15 protein-coding genes are annotated in these 19041 nt (G+C 60.1%); 3 read left to right on the forward strand and 12 right to left on the reverse strand.

Annotated elements, in window-relative coordinates:
- Positions 1–7 precede the first annotated feature (7 nt).
- Positions 8–403: a hypothetical protein gene (locus AOC04_RS21885; protein ID WP_060696632.1), complete on the reverse strand. Its 396-nt coding sequence runs from the start codon at positions 401–403 to the stop codon at positions 8–10.
- A gap of 158 nt (positions 404–561) precedes the next feature.
- Positions 562–1233: a polysaccharide lyase family 7 protein gene (locus AOC04_RS21890; protein WP_060696633.1), complete on the reverse strand. Its 672-nt coding sequence runs from the start codon at positions 1231–1233 to the stop codon at positions 562–564.
- 173 nt (positions 1234–1406) lie between these two features.
- Between AOC04_RS21890 and AOC04_RS21895 the strand changes: the two genes are divergently transcribed.
- Positions 1407–1907, forward strand: coding sequence for a M48 family metallopeptidase (locus AOC04_RS21895; RefSeq protein ID WP_060696634.1), 501 nt, complete (start codon positions 1407–1409; stop codon positions 1905–1907).
- A gap of 55 nt (positions 1908–1962) precedes the next feature.
- Positions 1963–2259, forward strand: coding sequence for a winged helix-turn-helix domain-containing protein (locus AOC04_RS21900; protein ID WP_060696635.1), 297 nt, complete (start codon positions 1963–1965; stop codon positions 2257–2259).
- Here the strand turns inward: AOC04_RS21900 and AOC04_RS21905 are convergent.
- The 10 genes from AOC04_RS21905 to betI all read right to left on the reverse strand — a co-directional run bounded on the left by AOC04_RS21905 (position 2250) and on the right by betI (position 16617).
- Positions 2250–2702 carry a GNAT family N-acetyltransferase gene (locus AOC04_RS21905; protein ID WP_060696636.1) on the reverse strand — a complete coding sequence of 151 codons (453 nt, stop codon included), beginning with the start codon at positions 2700–2702 and terminating at the stop codon, positions 2250–2252. The genes AOC04_RS21900 and AOC04_RS21905 overlap by 10 nt on opposite strands.
- A gap of 83 nt (positions 2703–2785) precedes the next feature.
- Positions 2786–4960, reverse strand: coding sequence for a YccS family putative transporter (gene yccS / locus AOC04_RS21910; protein ID WP_060696637.1), 2175 nt, complete (start codon positions 4958–4960; stop codon positions 2786–2788).
- Between the two features lie 145 nt (positions 4961–5105).
- Entirely contained in the window at positions 5106–6284 is a 1179-nt protein-coding gene (locus tag AOC04_RS21915) for a BaiN/RdsA family NAD(P)/FAD-dependent oxidoreductase (RefSeq protein WP_060696638.1), read from the reverse strand.
- A 152-nt stretch (positions 6285–6436) separates the two neighbouring features.
- Complete coding sequence (dbpA, locus tag AOC04_RS21920; protein WP_232286864.1) at positions 6437–7774, reverse strand: ATP-dependent RNA helicase DbpA; 1338 nt, start codon at positions 7772–7774, stop codon at positions 6437–6439.
- Positions 7775–8005: 231 nt separating this feature from the next.
- Positions 8006–9436, reverse strand: a complete 1431-nt coding sequence (gene mdtD, locus AOC04_RS21925; protein ID WP_060696639.1) for a multidrug transporter subunit MdtD — start codon at positions 9434–9436, stop codon at positions 8006–8008.
- A gap of 141 nt (positions 9437–9577) precedes the next feature.
- Positions 9578–10915 (reverse strand): TldD/PmbA family protein, encoded by a 1338-nt coding sequence (locus AOC04_RS21930; protein WP_060696640.1) that lies wholly within the window; start codon positions 10913–10915, stop codon positions 9578–9580.
- Complete coding sequence (locus tag AOC04_RS21935; protein WP_060696641.1) at positions 10915–12357, reverse strand: TldD/PmbA family protein; 1443 nt, start codon at positions 12355–12357, stop codon at positions 10915–10917. The genes AOC04_RS21930 and AOC04_RS21935 overlap by 1 nt, the downstream gene beginning before the upstream one ends.
- A 220-nt stretch (positions 12358–12577) precedes the next feature.
- Positions 12578–14281: a choline dehydrogenase gene (betA, locus tag AOC04_RS21940; RefSeq protein ID WP_060696642.1), complete on the reverse strand. Its 1704-nt coding sequence runs from the start codon at positions 14279–14281 to the stop codon at positions 12578–12580.
- A 161-nt stretch (positions 14282–14442) separates the two neighbouring features.
- The gene (gene betB / locus AOC04_RS21945; RefSeq protein WP_060697007.1) at positions 14443–15915 is read right to left on the reverse strand and encodes a betaine-aldehyde dehydrogenase; all 1473 of its coding nucleotides are present in this window, start codon (positions 15913–15915) and stop codon (positions 14443–14445) included.
- 108 nt (positions 15916–16023) lie between these two features.
- A complete protein-coding gene (betI, locus tag AOC04_RS21950) occupies positions 16024–16617 on the reverse strand; it encodes a transcriptional regulator BetI (RefSeq protein ID WP_060696643.1) in 594 nt (197 codons plus the stop codon).
- Between the two features lie 452 nt (positions 16618–17069).
- Between betI and AOC04_RS21955 the strand changes: the two genes are divergently transcribed.
- A complete protein-coding gene (locus tag AOC04_RS21955) occupies positions 17070–19010 on the forward strand; it encodes a BCCT family transporter (protein ID WP_237178974.1) in 1941 nt (646 codons plus the stop codon).
- Positions 19011–19041: the final 31 nt, after the last annotated feature.

A 19041-nucleotide genomic window follows, 5' to 3' on the forward strand; every position in this document is an offset into this window, starting at 1 on the left:
CAAGCGTTTAGACAGAGCCCGCAGCGATGCGGGCTTTTTTGTGCATGTCATCTGGGTCGACACCATTGCCCTTGAGCAGTGCATCGACCAGCGAGCGGGCCATTTCCACCGAATGCACCAGCGACCACACCAGCCCGCGCTCGATGCCGCTGGCCATTTCGGTGATTTCATCCGAGACCTCTTCGGCACTCTTGAGCATGATCGATACATGCAGCAAGGCCTCCAGGGCAGTGACGTCAGGCAACACGGCAAAGGGAGAGCGGGGGCTGATTTTATGGGCCCGGGTGGCGCTGAGGGTCTCGAGCACCGCGGGTGCAGTGCCCAGGACATCAAGAATGCGCCGGGTTGCTTCATCGTGTTGATGATCATCGCGCTTGGTACGTTTGGGCTTGGAAGCTTTCATGGGTTTTCCACGCAGGCCATCATTCGAGCCGCAGACTTGGACGACTCAAGAAGATAGCCCCGTGACTTTCAACGCAGCAAGTGGCACTTGAGGCGAATTCGTATTCCAGGAAGCTTCCTACGTATTTCAGGGAAAGCTCTGACTTAACGGCTCAGGCGTCAGGTTTTGTTGTGGTCAATATCCAGTTTGCTGAACGTGACTTGTGCGCCTTCCTTGCTATTGCCGGTGTTGTCCTGGACGTAAGCGCCCGCCTTGAAATACAGCGGTTTGGTGCGCCAGGTGGCGCTGATCTTGCTGCTCCACTGTTTGCCGGCGGCCTTGACATTCAAGGTGCCGCCCGGTGTCAGGTTGATCACGTAGGTGAAGTTTTTGCCCAGCGGTACATTCTCGGCCAATGTCACCGCTTTGCTTGAGCTGTCAGTGGGGCGGTTGCGCACTTTGGCCACCAGACTGCCGCTGTTGGTGCTGGCTTTGTATTGGTACTCGAGCTTGAGCAGCGGTTGCTGGCTCTGGAATGCATGGATTTGCCCGATCACCACTTTGCCCGATGAAGGCACCTTGTTGACCGCCAGCGTGGCGTTCAAAAAGTTGTTGGCGCTGGGATAAAGCCAGTTGCGTAATGTCCCGTTGGCCTGGGTTTCGCGCAATTCGCTGCGCGGGTAAATGGCATTTTCGGTTTTGCTGCCAGTCACCGGAACCCAAAAAAACAGGGTGCCGGTATCAGAGTGGAAATAGGCGTTCTTGTACCCTTGCAGCAGGCGGGGGGTAGTGATGGTTGCAGGCGGGGTGCCGACAGGAACACTCAGGTTCCAGGTAGCCAGATCAATCATGACGAGCCTTAAAAAAGTGCACTTACAGGGATAAAACCGGTAGCAAGGCTCTACACCAGGGCTTGGAAGGGAAGTCTTTATAAAGCCTGACGGGTGGCCAGCTAAAGTGGTGGCACCGCTTAATCTTGAATTCGCTACACTGGCGCACTTTTTATGTTGTACGTTGGCGCCCCATGACAGTCCTCAAATACCTTCAGGCTTATCCCCAGACCTTGCAGGATCAGGTACGCCAACTGATCGAGCGCGATCAGCTGGGCAGCTACCTGAGCGAGCGTTATCCACAGCGTCATGCGGTGCAAAGCGACAAGGCCCTATACGCCTATGCGCTGGAACTCAAGCAGGAGCACCTGCGCAATGCGCCTTCATTCGACAAGGTGCTGTTTGATAACAGGCTCGATCTGACCCACCGCGCCCTGGGCCTGCACACCACCATTTCGCGGGTCCAGGGTGGCAAGCTCAAGGCCAAGAGAGAGCTGCGCGTGGCCTCGCTGTTCAAGGAGGCGGCGCCAGAGTTTCTGAAAATGATCGTGGTCCATGAGCTGGCACACCTCAAGGAGTCAGATCACAACAAGGCGTTTTACAAGCTGTGTGAATACATGCAGCCGGATTACCACCAGCTGGAGTTTGACCTGCGGGTGTACCTCACGTGGCGGGACATGCAGGCTGGTCGATGACAACCTGCAGGCGCCTGCACTAGTAGTCGCCAAGCACAGATATCAGGAGTCCTGAATGGAAGTCAGCAAAACCAAAAGCAGCTTTTACCGGCGTTTGTACGTGGCCTGGTTGATCGACAGCCAGATCGCCAGCAGCGTACCGGCCCTGACCGAGGTCACCGGTATGCCGCGCCGTACCGCCCAGGACACCATCGCCGCGCTGGCCGACCTGGACATTGTCTGCGAATTCGAGCAGCAGGACGGGGCCCGCAATCATGCCGGGCGCTATCAGATTCACAGCTGGGGGGCCATCGATAAGGCCTGGATCGGCCAGCATCTGGCGCAGATCAAACAGGTACTCGGTTACCCCTGAGGTGTTTGATGACGGCGCATGCCGATGTGCGGGATGTCATCTTCAAGATAGATTTCGCCTTCGGCGCTAAACCCGTGCTGCTCATAGAACGGCTGCAAATGAGCCTGGGCGGACATGAACACTGGTTGCCCGGCCCAGTACTCATCGATATTTTCCAACGCTTGAGCCAGCAGCTCGTGCCCCAGTTTTTGCCCGCGGCCAGCGGGGGCAATGATCACCCGGCCAATGACCACGTCACCGCCTTGGGAATCGGGATCGAGCAGCCGGGCGTATGCCACCAGTTGGTTGTTCTGCCAGCCCATCAGGTGCAGGGTATCGCCACTGAGGTCTTGTCCATCGACGTCCTGATAGGCGCATTTTTGCTCGACGACAAATACCTCCGAACGCAGCTCCAGTATGGCGTAGAGCTGTTCCTTACCCAGATCGGTGTGGTGTTTGCACATCCATTGAGTGGTGGTCACAAGCCTGTCCCTGTTCGAGAAAACGATCGTCCGATAGTAGGCCCGAAGCCCGGTGGCGCCAAGCGTTACGGCGCTTTGATCAAATGCGCGGCCAGGGTGCGCAGCGGCCCGAGCTGACGGCAAATCAGTGCCAGCTGGGTTTGCACCAGGCGCTGGCTTTCGTCGAGCTCATCCGGCATCTGTTCCAGCTCATTGGCCAGTGCTTCTTCTTCGTCACTCTGCACCGCCACGGCTTGTTTGGTTGCCAGGCCTTGAGCAATCAGGTCGATGCTGTCTGCAATCCTGCGCCCCGCGCCTTCGATCAAGTGTTCGCGAATCTCGCTGGGCAACTGGGTGTCGCGGTGCGCGCCCAGGCCCGACAAATAGCTGAGCAAGGTGTGTGAGAGCACCAAAAAGCGGAAGCCCATATCGGCATCCTTACGGAAGTGTCCCGGCTCCATCAGCATGTTGGCCAGTGTGGTCGACAGGGCGGCGTCGGCGTTATGGGCATTGCGTCGTGCCAGGCGGTAGGCCAGGTCGTCGCTTTTACCCTGGGCGTACTGCTGCATGATCTGGCGCAGGTACTGACTGTTACAGCTCAGGGTGTTGGCCAGTACCTGATTCAGGCGCCGGCCCTGCCAGTCAGGCAAGAACAGGAACACCGCAGCGGCGGCAATCACGCTGCCCACCAGGGTATCGAACAGCCTCGGCAGAAACAGCCCGTAGCCGTCGCCCACCTGATTGAAGCAAAACAGAATCATCAGGGTGATGGCGGCAGTGCTCAGGGTGTAGCGGGTAGTCCGGTTGATAAAGAACACCACCCCGGCCACCACCGCGAACATCGATTGCACCAGCGGGTTGGGGAACAGATCGAACAGCGCCCAGCCCACGGCCAGGCCGATGGCCGTGCCGATGATCCGCTGGCTGAATTTGCGGCGGGTCGCGCCGTAACTCGGCTGGCACACGAACAGCGTGGTGAGGATGATCCAGTAGCCCTGGCTGGGGTGAATCCAGTGCACCATCGCAAAACCGATGGACAGCGCCAGCGGCAGACGCAGTGCGTGGCGGAAAATCAGCGAGGTGGGCGTCAGGTGCTGGCGCAAACGCGACCATACATCCTTGAGGTTGCGCGGCGAGCGGTCCAGCAGGCTGCTGTCGGTGGCATCGGCAAGGCTGTCGGGGTTGCTGGCATCGCTCAGCAAGCGGTCCAGCGTACCGAGGTTGGCGGCCAGCGCGCGCAGTGAACGCAACAGCCCGCGCCAGGCCGGGTTGCTTTGGATGCGCAGGTGTTCAAGGGAGGCGTGCAGGTCGCCCAGCGCCTCGGCAAAACTGTCGTCATAGACGAATGGCTGGCGCAGCTTGATCGACTCCGACAAGCGCTGGCAGGCCACACCTTGCTGGCGTAACAGGCGCTGGCAACGGAACATCACATCGCTGTGGAAGAACGCTTCGGCCAGCGCGTTGTACGGGTAGTGGGACGAGCTGGCGCGTTCGTGGATGTCCTGTGCGAGGAAGTACAGCTTGAGGTAGCGGCTGAGCTTGGACCCGGGCCTGGAGTTGCCGACCCGGTGCAAAATGATTTCCTTGGCGCTGTTCAGGGCGGCCACCACCTTGCCGTTCTGGCGTGCCAGTTCCAGCCGGCCGGCTTCGACATCCAGTTTGCGCACGGGCTCGAACAGCGATGATTTGATCTTCAGGTACAGGCCCAACTCCCAGAACAGGCGCGCCAGGCTTTGCTGCACCGGCTGATGGGAAAACAGCGCCTGCCACAGCACCGACAGCAGCCCGTACCAGGCTGCACCCGCCACCAGCAGCAAGGGCTCGTGCCAGAAATTGAGCACCTCACCGCCGCGTTGATCGACCCCGATCATGGTGTACACGGCCAGAATCAGCGTGGCTGAGGCAATCGCCCCGTAGCGTTCGCCCAGCGCCCCGAGCATGGTCAGGCCGAAGCTGGCCAGCGCCAGTGCGCAGACCATCAACCAGGGGTAGGGGAAGAGTAATTCGACACTGAAGGCCGAGGCGCTGAAACACACCAGGGTCACCAGCAACGCGTTCAGTCGGCCCTGCCAGCTGTCATCGGTCTCGGACAGGGCGCTGGCGATAATCCCCAGGAACAGCGGGATCAGCAGTGACATCTCGTCCTGATACCAGCAAAAAGCCATGCTGCCGGTCAGGGCGATAAATACGCGAACGCTGTAACTGAACTTGTCCCGTGCCCATAAACGGCGCAGGGACTGACTAAAGGAGGTCGATGACATGGAGGTGACGGTGCCTGACTCGTGATTCGCTAAATTGAGCCAGATAAGACGACAGCGCAATGACACTCTTCACATTGGACAGTAAATATTTTTTGACTCAGACCTTGTAGCCGCAGCCTTCGGCAGCGGTTACAGGATGACGACGTCAGACGAACTGTGCCGCCGCGTACCCGGAGGCCCACGCCCACTGGAAGTTGAAACCGCCCAGATGGCCGCTCACATCCAGCACTTCGCCGACAAAATACAAGCCCGGGCTTTTCAGCGACTCCATGGTCTTGGATGACACTTCACGGGTATCGACCCCGCCCAGTGTCACTTCAGCGGTGCGATAGCCTTCAGTGCCGGCCGGTACCACTTTCCAGCACGCCAGCCTGTCAGCCACTTCCGCCAGTTCGGCCGGGGTGTATTGCTTCATGGGCTTGGACACAAACCAGTGCTCGGCCAGCAAGTTGGCCATCTTCTTGGTGAAAATCTCACCGAGCAGGGTTTTCAGCTCGCTGTTCGGGCGTTCGGCCTGCTGGGTTTGCAGCCAGCTCAACGCGTCGAGGTCGGGCAACAGGTTGATTTCAACCGTGTCGCCGGAGTTCCAGAACGACGAAATCTGCAAGATCGCCGGGCCGCTCAAACCGCGGTGGGTGAACAGGATATTTTCCCGGAAGCTCTGATCGTTGCAGCTCACCAGGCAGTCCACCGAAGTGCCCGAGAGTTCGGTGCAAATCTCTTTGAGCTGATCGGTGATGGTGAATGGCACCAGGCCTGCGCGGGTCGCCAGCAAGGTGTGGCCGAACTGCTTGGCCACTTGATAGCCAAAACCGGTGGCGCCGAGGGTCGGAATCGACAGCCCGCCGGTGGCGATCACCAGTGACTGGCAGTTCAACTGATCCAGGGTGGTCTTGAGGCTGTAGCCGGTTTCGGTCTTTTCGATCTGCTCCACCGAGGTGTCCAGGTGCAGGCTGACGCCCGCCTGCTGGCACTCGCTCAGGAGCATTTCGAGGATGTCGCTGGATTTGTTATCGCAGAACAGCTGGCCGAGTTTCTTCTCGTGGTAGGGCACGCCGTGCTTGCTGACCAGTTCGATGAAATCCCATTGGGTATAACGCGCCAGCGCCGACTTGCAGAAGTGCGGGTTCTGCGACAGGAAATTGTTCGGTTCGGTGTACATGTTGGTGAAGTTGCAGCGGCCACCGCCCGACATCAGGATCTTCTTGCCCGCCTTGTTGGCGTGGTCAATCAGCATCACCTTGCGCCCACGCCCGGCAGCGGTCAGCGCGCACATCAAACCTGCGGCGCCAGCGCCAATAATCACAACGTCGGTAGAACGCAAAGCGGTGTCCTCACAAAATTCATTTTTACTTGGGGCCTGAACCTATTGTGGGAGCCGGCTTGCCGGCGATAGCAGCAACCCGGTGCATCTGAATCACCGAAGTGCTGTCATCGCCGGCAAGCCAGCTCCCACAAGAAGGGTGTCGCTTGGGCTTACAAGACCCGGACGCGCAGTACGCGGCCCTTGATTTTACCTTCGCTCAGGCGCTGGGCCGCTTGCTTGGCAATCGTGCGGTCAACGGCCACGTAGGCCTGGAAGTCAAAGATCGCGATCTTGCCGACCTGGGCACCGGGGATGCCCGCGTCGCCAGTCAGGGCGCCAAGGATGTCGCCGGGGCGAACCTTGTCTTTACGGCCTGCACCAATCACCAGAGTGCTCATGGCCGGCAGCAATGGCGCGCCGCCCTGGGATTTGAGGGTGTCCAGGGTTTCCCAGTTCAGCGGGGCTTTCTGCAGTTGCTCGATGGCCTGGGCGCGATGCGCTTCGGACGGAGCAACCAGGCTGATCGCCACCCCTTTTTCGCCAGCGCGACCGGTACGGCCGACACGGTGAATGTGGATTTCCGAATCACGGGCCAGCTCGACGTTGAGCACCATGTCCAGTGCATCGATGTCCAGACCACGGGCCGCAACGTCAGTGGCGACCAGTACCGAAGTCGAGCGGTTGGCGAACATCGCCAGCACCTGGTCACGGTCGCGCTGTTCCAGGTCGCCGTGCAGGCCGACGGCGGAAATACCCTTGGAGGTCAGGTGATCAACGGTTTCCTGAACCTGCTGCTTGGTGAAGCAGAAGGCCACGCACGATTGCGGACGGAAATGCGCGAGCACTTTGGTCACGGCGTCCATGCGCTCTTCAGGCGAGATTTCGTAGAAACGCTGCTCGATCTGGCTGTCCGTGTGCAAGGCCTCAGCTTTTACCTGCTGCGGGTTGCGCATGAACTTGGACGACAGCTGCTTGATACCGACCGGGTAGGTGGCGGAGAACAGCAGGGTCTGACGACGTTCCGGGGTCTGGCGAATGATGTCTTCGATGGCATCGTAGAAGCCCATGTCGAGCATGCGGTCGGCTTCGTCGAGGACCAGGGTGTTCAGACCGTCGAGTTTCAGCGAGCCTTTGCGCAAGTGCTGCTGGATGCGGCCCGGGGTACCGACGATGATGTGCGCGCCGTGCTCCAGCGAGCCGATCTGCGGGCCGAAGGACACGCCGCCACACAGGGTCAGCACCTTGATATTGTCTTCGGCGCGAGCCAGACGGCGGATCTCTTTGGCAACCTGGTCCGCCAGTTCGCGGGTCGGGCAGATCACGAGGGCCTGGCAACCGAAGAAACGCGGGTTGATCGGGTTCAGCAGGCCGATGCCGAAGGCGGCAGTTTTGCCGCTGCCGGTCTTCGCCTGGGCGATCAGGTCCATGCCTTTGAGGATCACCGGCAAGCTCTGCGCCTGGATCGGCGTCATCTGGGCATAACCGAGGGAGTCGAGGTTAGCCAGCATGGCGGCGGACAGAGGCAGAGAGTTAAAAGCGGTGGCAATGGTGGTCACGAGACTGGCCTGCAAAACAAAATGTCGCGCAGTGTAACAGCCCTATGGCCTTAGCCTGAACATTCTGGACGAGTTGTCATCTGAACCCTGACAACCCTGTAGGAGCAGCCGCTCGACGCTCGATTGCTCGCGAGCTGTTAAAAAGCTCGCGAGGCAAGCTCGTTCCTGCGGGATGTTGCGTTCTTAATGTTCCAGGTCGTGCTCGGAGTTGGCCTTGGGCTTGCGCCCGTCCTTGGGTGACAGCTGCAGGAAGATCGCGGCTGCCAGCATCGCCATGATGCCCACTGTCAGGAAGGTCAGCTGGAATGCCCCAAGTACCGTGTCCACCCCCTCTTCGCCGCCATCGCCGGTAAAGCCGCCGAGCAGGGCACCGGCGCATGCCACGCCCAGGCTCAATGACAGCTGCGCCACCACCGACAGCAAGCTGTTGCCGCTGCTGGCACTGGCGTCATCGAGGTCGATCAGGGTCACGGTATTCATGGCCGTGAACTGCAACGAGTTGATCGCGCCCAGAACAGCCAGCATCCCCAGCAGCAGCGGATAAGGGGTGTGTTCGGTGACCAGGCCCATGCTGGCCAGCATCAGGCCCAGCGCAAAGGTATTGGTCGTGAGCACGGTGCGATAGCCCACGCGCTCAATCAGCGGCCGCGCCACCCACTTGGCCAGCATCGCCGCCGCCGCCAGTGGCAGCATGCTCATCCCCGCCTGTGACGGCGAATAGCCCAGGGCGACTTGCAGCAGCAGCGGCACCAGAAACGGCAAGGCGCCGCTGCCGAGCCGGGCAAACAGGTTGCCCAGGATGCCCACGGCAAAGGTCCTGGTTTTAAACAACACCGGCGAGAACAGCGGGTTGCTGATATTGCCCGCCCGCAGCCAATAGGCCGCCAGGCACGCCAGCCCGGCGAACAGCAGCAACATCACCCGCAGGTGCGGCATGTGCAGCTCGCCCAGGCCTTCCATGGCAATGGTGATAAACACCATCGCGGCGCCAAACAGCACAAAGCCCAAGGTGTCGAAGCGGGTACGCTCGCTGCCGCGCAGGTCCGGGATGAAGTGCCAGACCGCCCAGCAGCCGAGTAGTCCGACGGGCAGGTTGATCAGGAAGATCCAGTGCCAGCTCAGGTACTCCACCATCCAGCCGCCCATGGTCGGCCCGATCAGGGGGCCGAGCAAACCGGGGATGGTGATAAAGCCCATGATCCGCACCAGCTCCGAACGCGGATAAGCCTTGAGCACCACCAGTCGCCCGATGGGCAGCATCAAGGCACCGCCCAGGCCCTGGACGATACGTGCGCCGATCAACTCGTTGAGCGTGCCGGACAGCGCGCACAGCAACGAACCGAAACTGAACAGGAGGATGGCGCTGAAGAAGATTTTTTTGGTGCCGAAGCGGTCGGCGATCCAGCCTGAGGCCGGAATCAGCAACGCGACGGTGAGCATGTAGGCAACGATCACGCCTTGCATGCGCAGCGGGTTTTCTTTCAGGTCGCTGGCCATATCGGGCAGTGCAGTATTGAGGATGGTGCCGTCGAGCGACTGCATGAAAAACGCGATGGCCACTACCCAGGGCAGCCAGCGAAGGACTTCAGGACTTAGAACCGGACGTACGGGCATAGGACCTCTTTTTATGAACAATCGAGAACCCGCTGCGGGGCTGGTTGGCCCCACCCTGTGGGAGCCGGCTTGCCGGCGATGGTCAGGAAAACCCGGTTGTTCCAATCGCCGGCAAGCCGGCTCCCACAGTGGGCAGGGTGGTTAAAGCGTCAATGTCAGTTTTTTTACCAGCGCTCCCGGTAACAGGTTTGACGCGGTCTGGCGCTGGTCATAGGTACTGGCCGACAACAGCAGCTCGCGTTCCACGGTCAGTGCTTCAAGCTGGGAACCCAGCAGACTATAGACGCTGTCATCAAAGCGCATGGTGTTGACCGGGGCCTTGATTTCGCCATTCTCGACCCAGAACGTGGCGAAGCGGGTCATGCCGGTCAGGCGTGCCGCCGACTGGTCGGAGTAGTTCAGGTACCACAGGTTGCTGATGTACAGCCCGGTACCCAACTGCTTGAGGATATCGGCCTGTTCCAGGCTGCCCGGCGCCATTGCCAGCGCACTCGGCCCTTCACCCCAGGGGGCGCCGTTGGCCTCAAGGCCGTACTCGGCAGCGCTGCGCGAGCCCACCAGTTGCTGATTGGCCTTGCCGTGTTTGACCAGCGACAGATCTTGGCGCGGATACCCTTCCTCGGAAAACCCCGGGCTCAGGGACTGGCTCACCCGCTCGTCCAGCGACACCAGCGGGCTCAGTTGCGCATCACCGGCATAGAGTTTTTGCAGCGGGCTGTATTTGCTGGCCAGCGCCTGGGCCGAAAACCCACCCCAGCTCAGCATGCTCATCACTTCTTCCAGTGCCGCCGGAGCCAGATAAGCGCGGTATTCGCCGGGTGCCAGGGCATGCAGCGGGCGATCGAGAAACTCCAGCTGCTCGCGGGCCAATTGCATGCGTCGGGCAAAACGCTGGCTGTCCCAGTCCGCCCCGGCGTAGCTGGCTTTCACCGCCTGGCCATTGCTGTGGAACAGGCTCCAGTCAAAGTTGAAGCTGTTGGCCTGGTGCCAGCCCAGCGCGCCTTCGGAGCTGGCATAGCCATAGCTGATCGGGCCGCTGGCATAAAAACCCACCAGGTCGATGCCTTCGGCGCTGCGGCTGATTTCCTCCAGCACACGGGCGGTGTCCGGCAATGGCTGGTCCTGCACATTGTGGCTGTGCCACGGCTCGGGGTTGAGCAGCAGATAAGGATCAACCGGCAGTAACGCCAAGGTGTCGCGCAATTGCTGCAACGCCTCGCACACGCGCTGTTGATCGACCGTCGGGTCACCGGCCAGGGTGATGCTGACGTCAGCGTGACGGCCATTGTCGATCAGCTTCAGGCTCAGGCTTGCCTGTTGTACAAGCCCTGCCTGGCGCACCTTGCCCTTGTTGAAACGAATGAATTCCGATGCTTCGGCGTTATAGCCCAAGGTGAATTGTTCCGGGCTGCGGATCGCATCGCCCAGCCATTGCACCAGTGCCTTGAACTGCCCGGCCTGACTTATTGGGGTACTCATCAGGCATCGCCTCCAAACACGTCGATATTACTGAACACACAGGCCGGGGACGCATGGCCTACACGGATCACCTGGTTGGGCTCGCCTTTGCCGCAGTTGGGGGTGCCCAGCACTTTAAACGTGCTGGCATCACCCACGGCGCTGAGGTTGCGCCAGAACTGCTCGGAGATACCGCGGTAGTTGGGGTTCTTGACCACGCCCTTGAGCTCGCCGTTCTCGATCAACTGGCCCCACTCGCAGCCGAACTGGAATTTGTTGCGCGCATCGTCAATCGACCAGGAGCGGTTGGTGGCCATCAGGATCCCGTTTTCGATCGCGCCAACCAGTTGCGCCATCGACTTGTCGCCGGGTTCGATATTGAGGTTGGCCATACGGTCTATCGGTGGACGATTCCAGCTACATGCCCGGCTGTTGGCCACGCCGTCGAGGCCTGCGCGAAATTGCGACAGGGCCCCGCCCAAAGGCCGCAGCAGCAAACCTTCACGGATCAGGAATTCCTTGTGCGCCGGGGTGCCGTCGTCGTCAAAGCCATAGCTGGCCAACTGCTCGGCAATGGTCGGGTCGAAGGTGACGTTGAGTAGCCTGGAGCCGTATTGCAGGCTGCCGAAGTCGCTGGCCTTGACGAAGCTGGTGCCCGCGTAATTGCGTTCGTCGCCCAGAATGCGGTCAAGTTCCAGCGGGTGGCCGATGGATTCGTGAATCTGCAGAATCATTTGGTCGGGCATCAACAGCAGGTCGCGCTTGCCCTGGGGTGTGTTGGGCGCAAGCAGCAACTGCAGGGCCTGCTCGGCGACCTGGGGCGCGGCTCCGATCAGGCCGCAACGGCCGATCACATCGATACCGCCTTGCTGGCCAAAATTTTCACGGCCCAGGCTGCGGGTCTGGCTGTCATTGCCGTCATAGGCGGTCACGCTCATGCCCGGGAAAACAAAACGCTGCGCCCGGCGCAACTCGGCACCCGCACTGTTGAGATAAATCTGCTCGACGTGATTGAGCCCCAGGGACACGTCCCAGCTGACCAGTCGCTCGTCCTTGGGCACGGCCGCCGACTCGGCCCCCAGCAGCTCGAAGCACTGGCTGAGGGACGGGAATGTCTGGTCCAGATCGGGCGAGTAATAGTCGGCGCGTTCCCGGGATACCGGTTCGAGTGTCAGGTCGAGCAGCGCGTGGGGCGTGATCAGACGGGCCTGGGCTTCGGCACGATCCAGAGCGGCCTGCAAACCGGCCTGCGACAGGTCGTTGGTGGCGGCATAGGCTTCAACGCCGTTGACCCGCACGGTCAGCATCGCGCCCTGGTCGTGACTGAATGCAGGGGGATCTGCAACGTTCTTGCGTACCGACAGGTGTTGCCCGGACTCGCGTACATAACGCAACGAAAAGAACTCGGCCCGGGTGCGCAGCGCGCCAAAGCGCTGCTTGAGCTGAGGGTAGAAATCGAACATGCACAGACCTCCGAACAACGAAAAGTGTATCGAAGCTTGGGTTTGGGAAGTGAAACGAGGCTCTAGAGTAGGCCTGCGGGGAGGCCGGGACAAGCGGGGAAGGATGAAACCGGGATGGTTGTGGGAGCGGGCTTGCCCGCGATGCAGACGACCCGGGGTGATGCTATCGCGGGCAAGCCCGCTCCCACAGAAGCAGGAACGGGCTCAATTGCAATCGGTGTTACTGCGCGGTACGGCTCACATCACGCAGCGGCTTGCCGCGTACCGGTGCATCGCCTGCGACGTAGTAGTCGGCAGTGCTGCGCGGCAGTGGCGCACGACCACGGATCTTGTCGGCGATTTTTTCGGCGATCATGATTGTCGGTGCGTTGAGGTTACCGGTGGTGATCAGCGGCATGATCGACGCATCGACTACCCGCAGACCCTGCATGCCATGCACGCGGCCTTCGCCATCCACGACAGCCATTTCGTCGGTGCCCATCTTGCACGAGCAGGACGGGTGGAACGCTGTTTCCGCGTGTTCACGGATAAAGGTGTCCAGTTCTTCGTCAGTCTGCTTGTCGATACCCGGGCTGATTTCACGGCCACGGAAGGCGTCCAGAGCAGGCTGCTGCATGATTTCGCGGGTCAGGCGGATGCCGTCACGGAACTCCTGCCAGTCTTGCTCGGCGGCCATGTAGTTGAACAGGATGCTCGGGTACTCGCGCGGGTCCTTGGACTTGACGTTGATCCGGCCACGGCTTGGCGAACGCATGGAGCCCATGTGCGCCTGGAAACCGTGTTCTTTCACCCCGTTGCTGCCGTTGTAGTTAATCGCAACCGGCAGGAAGTGGTACTGGATGTTCGGCCATTCGAAGTCTTCGCGAGTACGGATAAAACCGCCCGCTTCGAACTGGTTGCTGGCGCCGATGCCCTTGCCCAGGAACAGCCACTCGGCACCAATGGCCGGCTGGTTGTACCACAGCAAAGACGGGTACAGCGAAACCGGCTGGGTGCATGCGTATTGCAGATACAGCTCCAGGTGGTCCTGCAGGTTCTGGCCGACGCCCGGCAGGTCGTGAACCACCGGGATATCGAGGCTGTTGAGCAGTTCGGCCGGGCCGACGCCGGAGCGTTGCAGCACGGTTGGCGAACCGATCGCGCCGCTGCACAGCAGCACTTCTTTACGGGCCTTGGCCAGAATGCGGGTGTCGCTGTCGCCGACCATGTAAGAAACGCCAACCGCACGCTTGCCTTCAAACTCGATCTTGTCGGTCAGGGCGTGGGTGACGATGGTCAGGGTCGAACGCTGCTTGGCGGTGTCCAGGTAACCGCGAGCGGTGCTGGCACGACGACCGTTTGGCGTCACGGTACGGTCCATCGGGCCGAAACCTTCCTGCTGGTAGCCGTTAAGGTCTTCGGTACGCGGGTAGCCAGCCTGTACGCCGGCTTCAACCATGGCGTGGAACAACACGTTGTTGCCTGCCTTTGGCGTAGTCACGCTGACCGGACCATCACCGCCGTGGTAATCGTTGGCGCCGATGTCGCGGGTTTCCGCTTTACGGAAGTACGGCAGGCAGTTCAGGTAATCCCAGTCTTCGAGGCCTGGCAATTTTGCCCAGCCGTCGTAGTCCATCGCGTTGCCGCGGATGTAGCACATGCCGTTGATCAGGGACGAGCCGCCCAGGCCTTTGCCGCGGCCACATTCCATGCGGCGATTGTCCATGTGCGGTTCAGGATCGGTTTCAAAGGCCCAGTTGTAGCGACGGCCTTGCAGCGGGAACGCCAGAGCCGCAGGCATCTGGGTTCGGAAATCGAAACGGTAGTCCGGGCCGCCAGCTTCGAGCAGCAGCACGGTGACGCCTTCGTCTTCAGTCAGACGGGTCGCCAGGGTGTTACCGGCAGAGCCGGCACCAATGATGATGTAATCGAATTCTTGGGACATAAAATGCACCCTCGTGTAGATAAAGAACCCTGTAGTCGCTGCCGCAGGCTGCGATCGGCTGCGAAGCAGTCGCGCTCCTGCTTTGGCAAGAGGGCTCTGCGAGCCTTATCGCAGCCTGCGGCAGCGACTACAGTTGATCGGTTGTCAGTCAGACAATCGGCTTAGAACACCGAAACGTAATCGCCCAACTCAACCTGTACCGATTTGATCTGGGTGTACTGCGCCAGGGAGCTGATGCCGTTTTCGCGGCCGATACCCGACTGCTTGTAGCCGCCGACCGGCATTTTGGCGTCGGACTCGCCCCAGGCGTTGATCCAGCAAATGCCCGCTTCCAGCTGATGAATGACGCGGTGGGCGCGGTTCAGGTCTTTGGTCACGACACCGGCGGCCAGGCCGAACTCGGTATCGTTGGCGCGGCGGATCACTTCTTCTTCGGTGTCGTAGGTCAGGATGCTCATCACCGGGCCAAAGATTTCTTCTTTGACGATGGTCATCTCATCGGTGCAGTCGCTGAACACGGTGGGTGCCACGAATGCACCTTTGGCCAGGTCGCCCTGGGTCAGGCGTTCGCCGCCGCACAGGAGGCGGGCGCCTTCTTCCTTGCCTTTGGCAATGTAGCCCAGCACGCTTTCCATGTGAGCAAAGCTGACCAGCGGACCGAAGTTGGTGTTTTCGTCTTCCGGGTTGCCGATGCGGATACGTGCAACGCGCTCCAGGATCTTGGCTTCGAACGCAGCTTTAAGTGCGGTCGGTACGAACACACGAGTGCCGTTGGTGCACACCTGGCCCGAGCTGTAGAAGTTGGCCATCATCGCGGTGTCAGCCGCACGATCCAGGTCGGCGTCATCAAAAATGATCAGCGGCGACTTGCCGCCCAGTTCCATGGTCACTTCTTTAAGCGAAGAGCTGGTGGCGCTGGAGGTGACTTTCTTGCCGGTGTCGGTGCCGCCGGTGAACGAGATTTTCTCGATGCGCGGGTGCTCGGTCAGCCAGGTGCCGACTTCACGGCCGCTGCCGGTCAGCACGTTGAACACGCCGTCCGGTACGCCGGCAGCGGTGTAGATTTCAGCCAGTTTCAAGGTGGTCAGCGAAGTGACTTCACTTGGCTTGAAGATCATCGCGTTACCGGCAGCCAGCGCCGGTGCGGACTTCCACAAAGCGATCTGGATCGGGTAGTTCCACGCGCCGATACCGGCTACAACGCCCAGCGGCTCGCGACGGGTGTAAACGAACGAAGTGTCGCGCAGCGGGATTTGCTCGCCCTGAATGGCGGGCACCAGGCCTGCGTAGTATTCCAGTACGTCGGCGCCGGTCACGATGTCGACATAACGGGTTTCGGAGTACGACTTGCCGGTGTCCAGGGTTTCCAGAGCGGCCAGTTCATCGTTGCGCTCGCGCAGGATGTCCACAGCCCGACGCAGGATGCGCGAACGCTCTACGGCAGTCATGGCAGCCCAGATTTTCTGGCCTTTCTCGGCGCTGACAACAGCACGCTCAACGTCTTCTTTAGTCGCACGTTGCACTTGCGCAAGGACTTCGCCGTTAGCCGGGTTGATGGCATCGAAGGTTGCACCGCTGCTGGCGTCGGTGTAGCCGCCGTCGATGTAGAGTTTTTGCAGTTCGAAACGGGCCATAAAATCCTCGCAAGTGCATAAGTGGTTGGCGTTGATCGTGAAACTGGCTGCCATCTAACTGGGGCAACTCAGATTCGCGACAGTTCAGGGGTTAAGCGTTGATTGGGCCTAACTCACCTTTTTCGCCAGTTGTAGATCCATGTATTCGTAGCAGATGCGTTGTGCCTGTTCGGTGTCGAAAGCGTCTCCCGACAGGGCACCCCGCAACCATAGACCATCGATGAGAGCTGCCAGGCCTCGTGCTGCATTGCGGGCTTGGGCCTGCGGCAGGACTCGGCGAAATTGGCAGCACAGATTGGAATACAGGCGGTGATCGTTGATCCGCTGCAATCTGTGTAACGACGGCTGGTGCATGCTGGCGGCCCAAAAGGCCAGCCAGGTCTTCATTGCCGGGCCACTGACCTGGCTGGCGTCGAAGTTGCCTTCAACGATCACCTGCAGGTGTGCCCTTGGGCTGTCATCGCTCAGCGCCTGGCGGCGGGCGGTGACGTTTTCGATCAAGACGTTCATCAAGTACCGCATGGTGGCGGCAATCAGACCGTTCTTGTCGCGAAAGTAGTGACTGATGATGCCATTCGACACGCCGGCCAAACGGGCAATCAGTGCAATGCTGGCATCGGCCATCCCGACCTGATCGACCGCCGTTAACGTGGCTTCGATCAACTGCTGGCGGCGTATGGGTTGCATCCCGACCTTTGGCATCTTGCAAATCTCCTTGGGCCTGCGAGCAGTGCAAATCGATCACTGAACGAAGACCAGTCTATTTTGTTTTGATTGAACGTTCAATCAACAAAGAATAAGCTCTGCGACAAATCGTCGCGATTTGTGCCATTTCCTTGGGCATGAATGGCGAAAAACGACACAGCAAACATCTCTGGAACCCCGGCTTTGTGTAGGAGCGAGCTTGCTCGCGAGCTTTCTAATCGCGTTACAGGGCTCGCGAGCAAGCTCGCTCCGGCAAAAACAGCAGGGTCCGGGCGGGTCCGGTTTTTTAGCGGTGTCTTTATATCACTCGACCGTTGGTCGCTATCTAAGCGTTTGGTCGAGTGGTGCGTTGCCTCAAGTCTTTCTCTCGCGCTGCCTGGAGCATCCGTGCCATGAGTTCTGCTTCTCTTATAAAGACCCCGCCGCAAAAGGTGACGGTCAACGGTTGGGTGTTTTACACCTCCACTGCCTTGATATTGTTGCTGACTGCCATTTTGATCATCGCCCCCGAAGAAGCAGGCCGCGTACTGGGTGTTGCCCAGGAATGGCTGTCGCGCAGCTTCGGCTGGTACTACATGGTGGTGATTGCCGCTTACCTGATTTTCGTCGTGGGCCTGGCGTTTTCGTCCTACGGAAAACTGAAACTGGGTACCAAGCAAGACACCCCCGACTTCAGCTACGGCGCCTGGGCCGGGATGCTGTTCTCGTCCGGTATCGGTATCTCGCTGTTGTACTTCGGTGCATCCGAGCCGCTGGACCACTACTTCAACCCGCCTGAAGGCGTCTCGGGCAGTCATGAAGCCGCGCGACAGGCGCTGCAACTGACCTTCCTGCACTGGGGCCTGCATGGCTGGGCGATCTACGCACTGGTCGGTCTGGCCGTGGCTTACTTTGCCTACCGCCACAACCAGCCGCTGGCCCTGCGTTCGGCGTTGTACCCGTTGATGGGCGAGCGTTGGGTAAAAGGCGCTGCGGGCCATGCGGTAGACGGCTTCGGCATGTTCGTGACGTTGCTCGGCCTGGTGACCAACCTGGGCATTGGCTCGATGCAAGTGTCGTCGGGGCTTGAGAACCTGTTCGGCATGGAACACAGCAATACCAACTTGCTGATTGTGATCATCGTGATGAGCACCGTGGCCACCATCGCGGCGGTTTCTGGCGTTGAAAACGGTATTCGCCGTCTGTCGAACCTGAACATCGTGCTGTTCAGTGGCTTGCTGATTTTCGTGCTGTTGTTCGGCCCGACCCTGCACCTGCTCAACGGCTTTGTGCAAAACACCGGCGACTACCTGAACGGTATCGTCATGAAAACCTTCGACCTGTACGTCTATGAAGGCGACACCAAAAAGACCGAAGGCTGGTTGGGTCTGTGGACCCTGTTCTACTGGGCGTGGTGGATTTCCTGGGCCCCGTTCGTCGGCATGTTCATCGCGCGTATTTCCCGCGGGCGGACCGTGCGTGAACTGGTAGCAGGTGTATTGCTGATTCCGCTGGGCTTCACCCTGGCCTGGTTGTCGATCTTCGGTAACTCGGCACTGGACCTGGTGGTTAACCACGGCGCGGTGGAGTTGGGCAAAACGGCGCTCGAACAGCCGTCGATGGCGATTTACCAACTGCTTGAGCACTACCCGGCATCGAAAATCGTGATCGGCGTGTCGATCTTTGTCGGCTTTGTACTGTTCCTGACCCCGGCGGATTCCGGGGCGGTAATGATGGCCAACCTGTCCTGCAAAGGCGGCGATGTCGATGAAGACGCACCGCACTGGCTGCGCATCTTCTGGTCGGTGGTGATCACCCTGGTGACCATCGGCCTGTTGTTCGCCGGTAACTTTGCCGCCATGCAAACCATGGTCGTACTGGCCGGCCTGCCGTTCTCGGTGGTGCTGATCCTGTTTATGTTCGGCCTGCACAAAGCGATGCGCCAGGACACCCAGATGGAACAGGAACAGGCCGAACTGGCAGCCCGCGGTCGCAGCGGCTTTTTCAGCGAGCGCCTGACGGCCCAGGACCTGCAGCCAACCCAGGCGGTGGTGCAGCGCTTCATGGACAAACACGTGTCCCCGGCGCTGGAAGAAGCCGCTGCGCAACTGCGTGCTCAAGGGTTCGATGTACAGACCTTGCTGGGTAAAGCCAAGCGTTGCATGGGCGTGCGGGTCGAGATGGAAGAAGGCAACCCGTTTGTCTACGAAGTCAGCCTGGACGGCTACATGGCGGCGCCGGGCGAGTCCGGCCAGGATGAAGTGCGCAATCGTTACTACCGGGCCGAGGTGTATTTGCACAACGGCAGCCAGGAGTACGACCTGATGGGCTTCACCCCTGAGCAAATCAGCCGTGACGTGCTCGACCAGTTTGAAAGCCATCGCCAGCTCCTTGGGCGGGTTTACAGCTAAATTCACGTCCCTCCTGTAGAAGCGAGCTTGC

The organism is Pseudomonas versuta, from assembly GCF_001294575.1.
In the GTDB taxonomy this organism is placed as follows: Bacteria; Pseudomonadota; Gammaproteobacteria; order Pseudomonadales; family Pseudomonadaceae; genus Aquipseudomonas; species Aquipseudomonas versuta.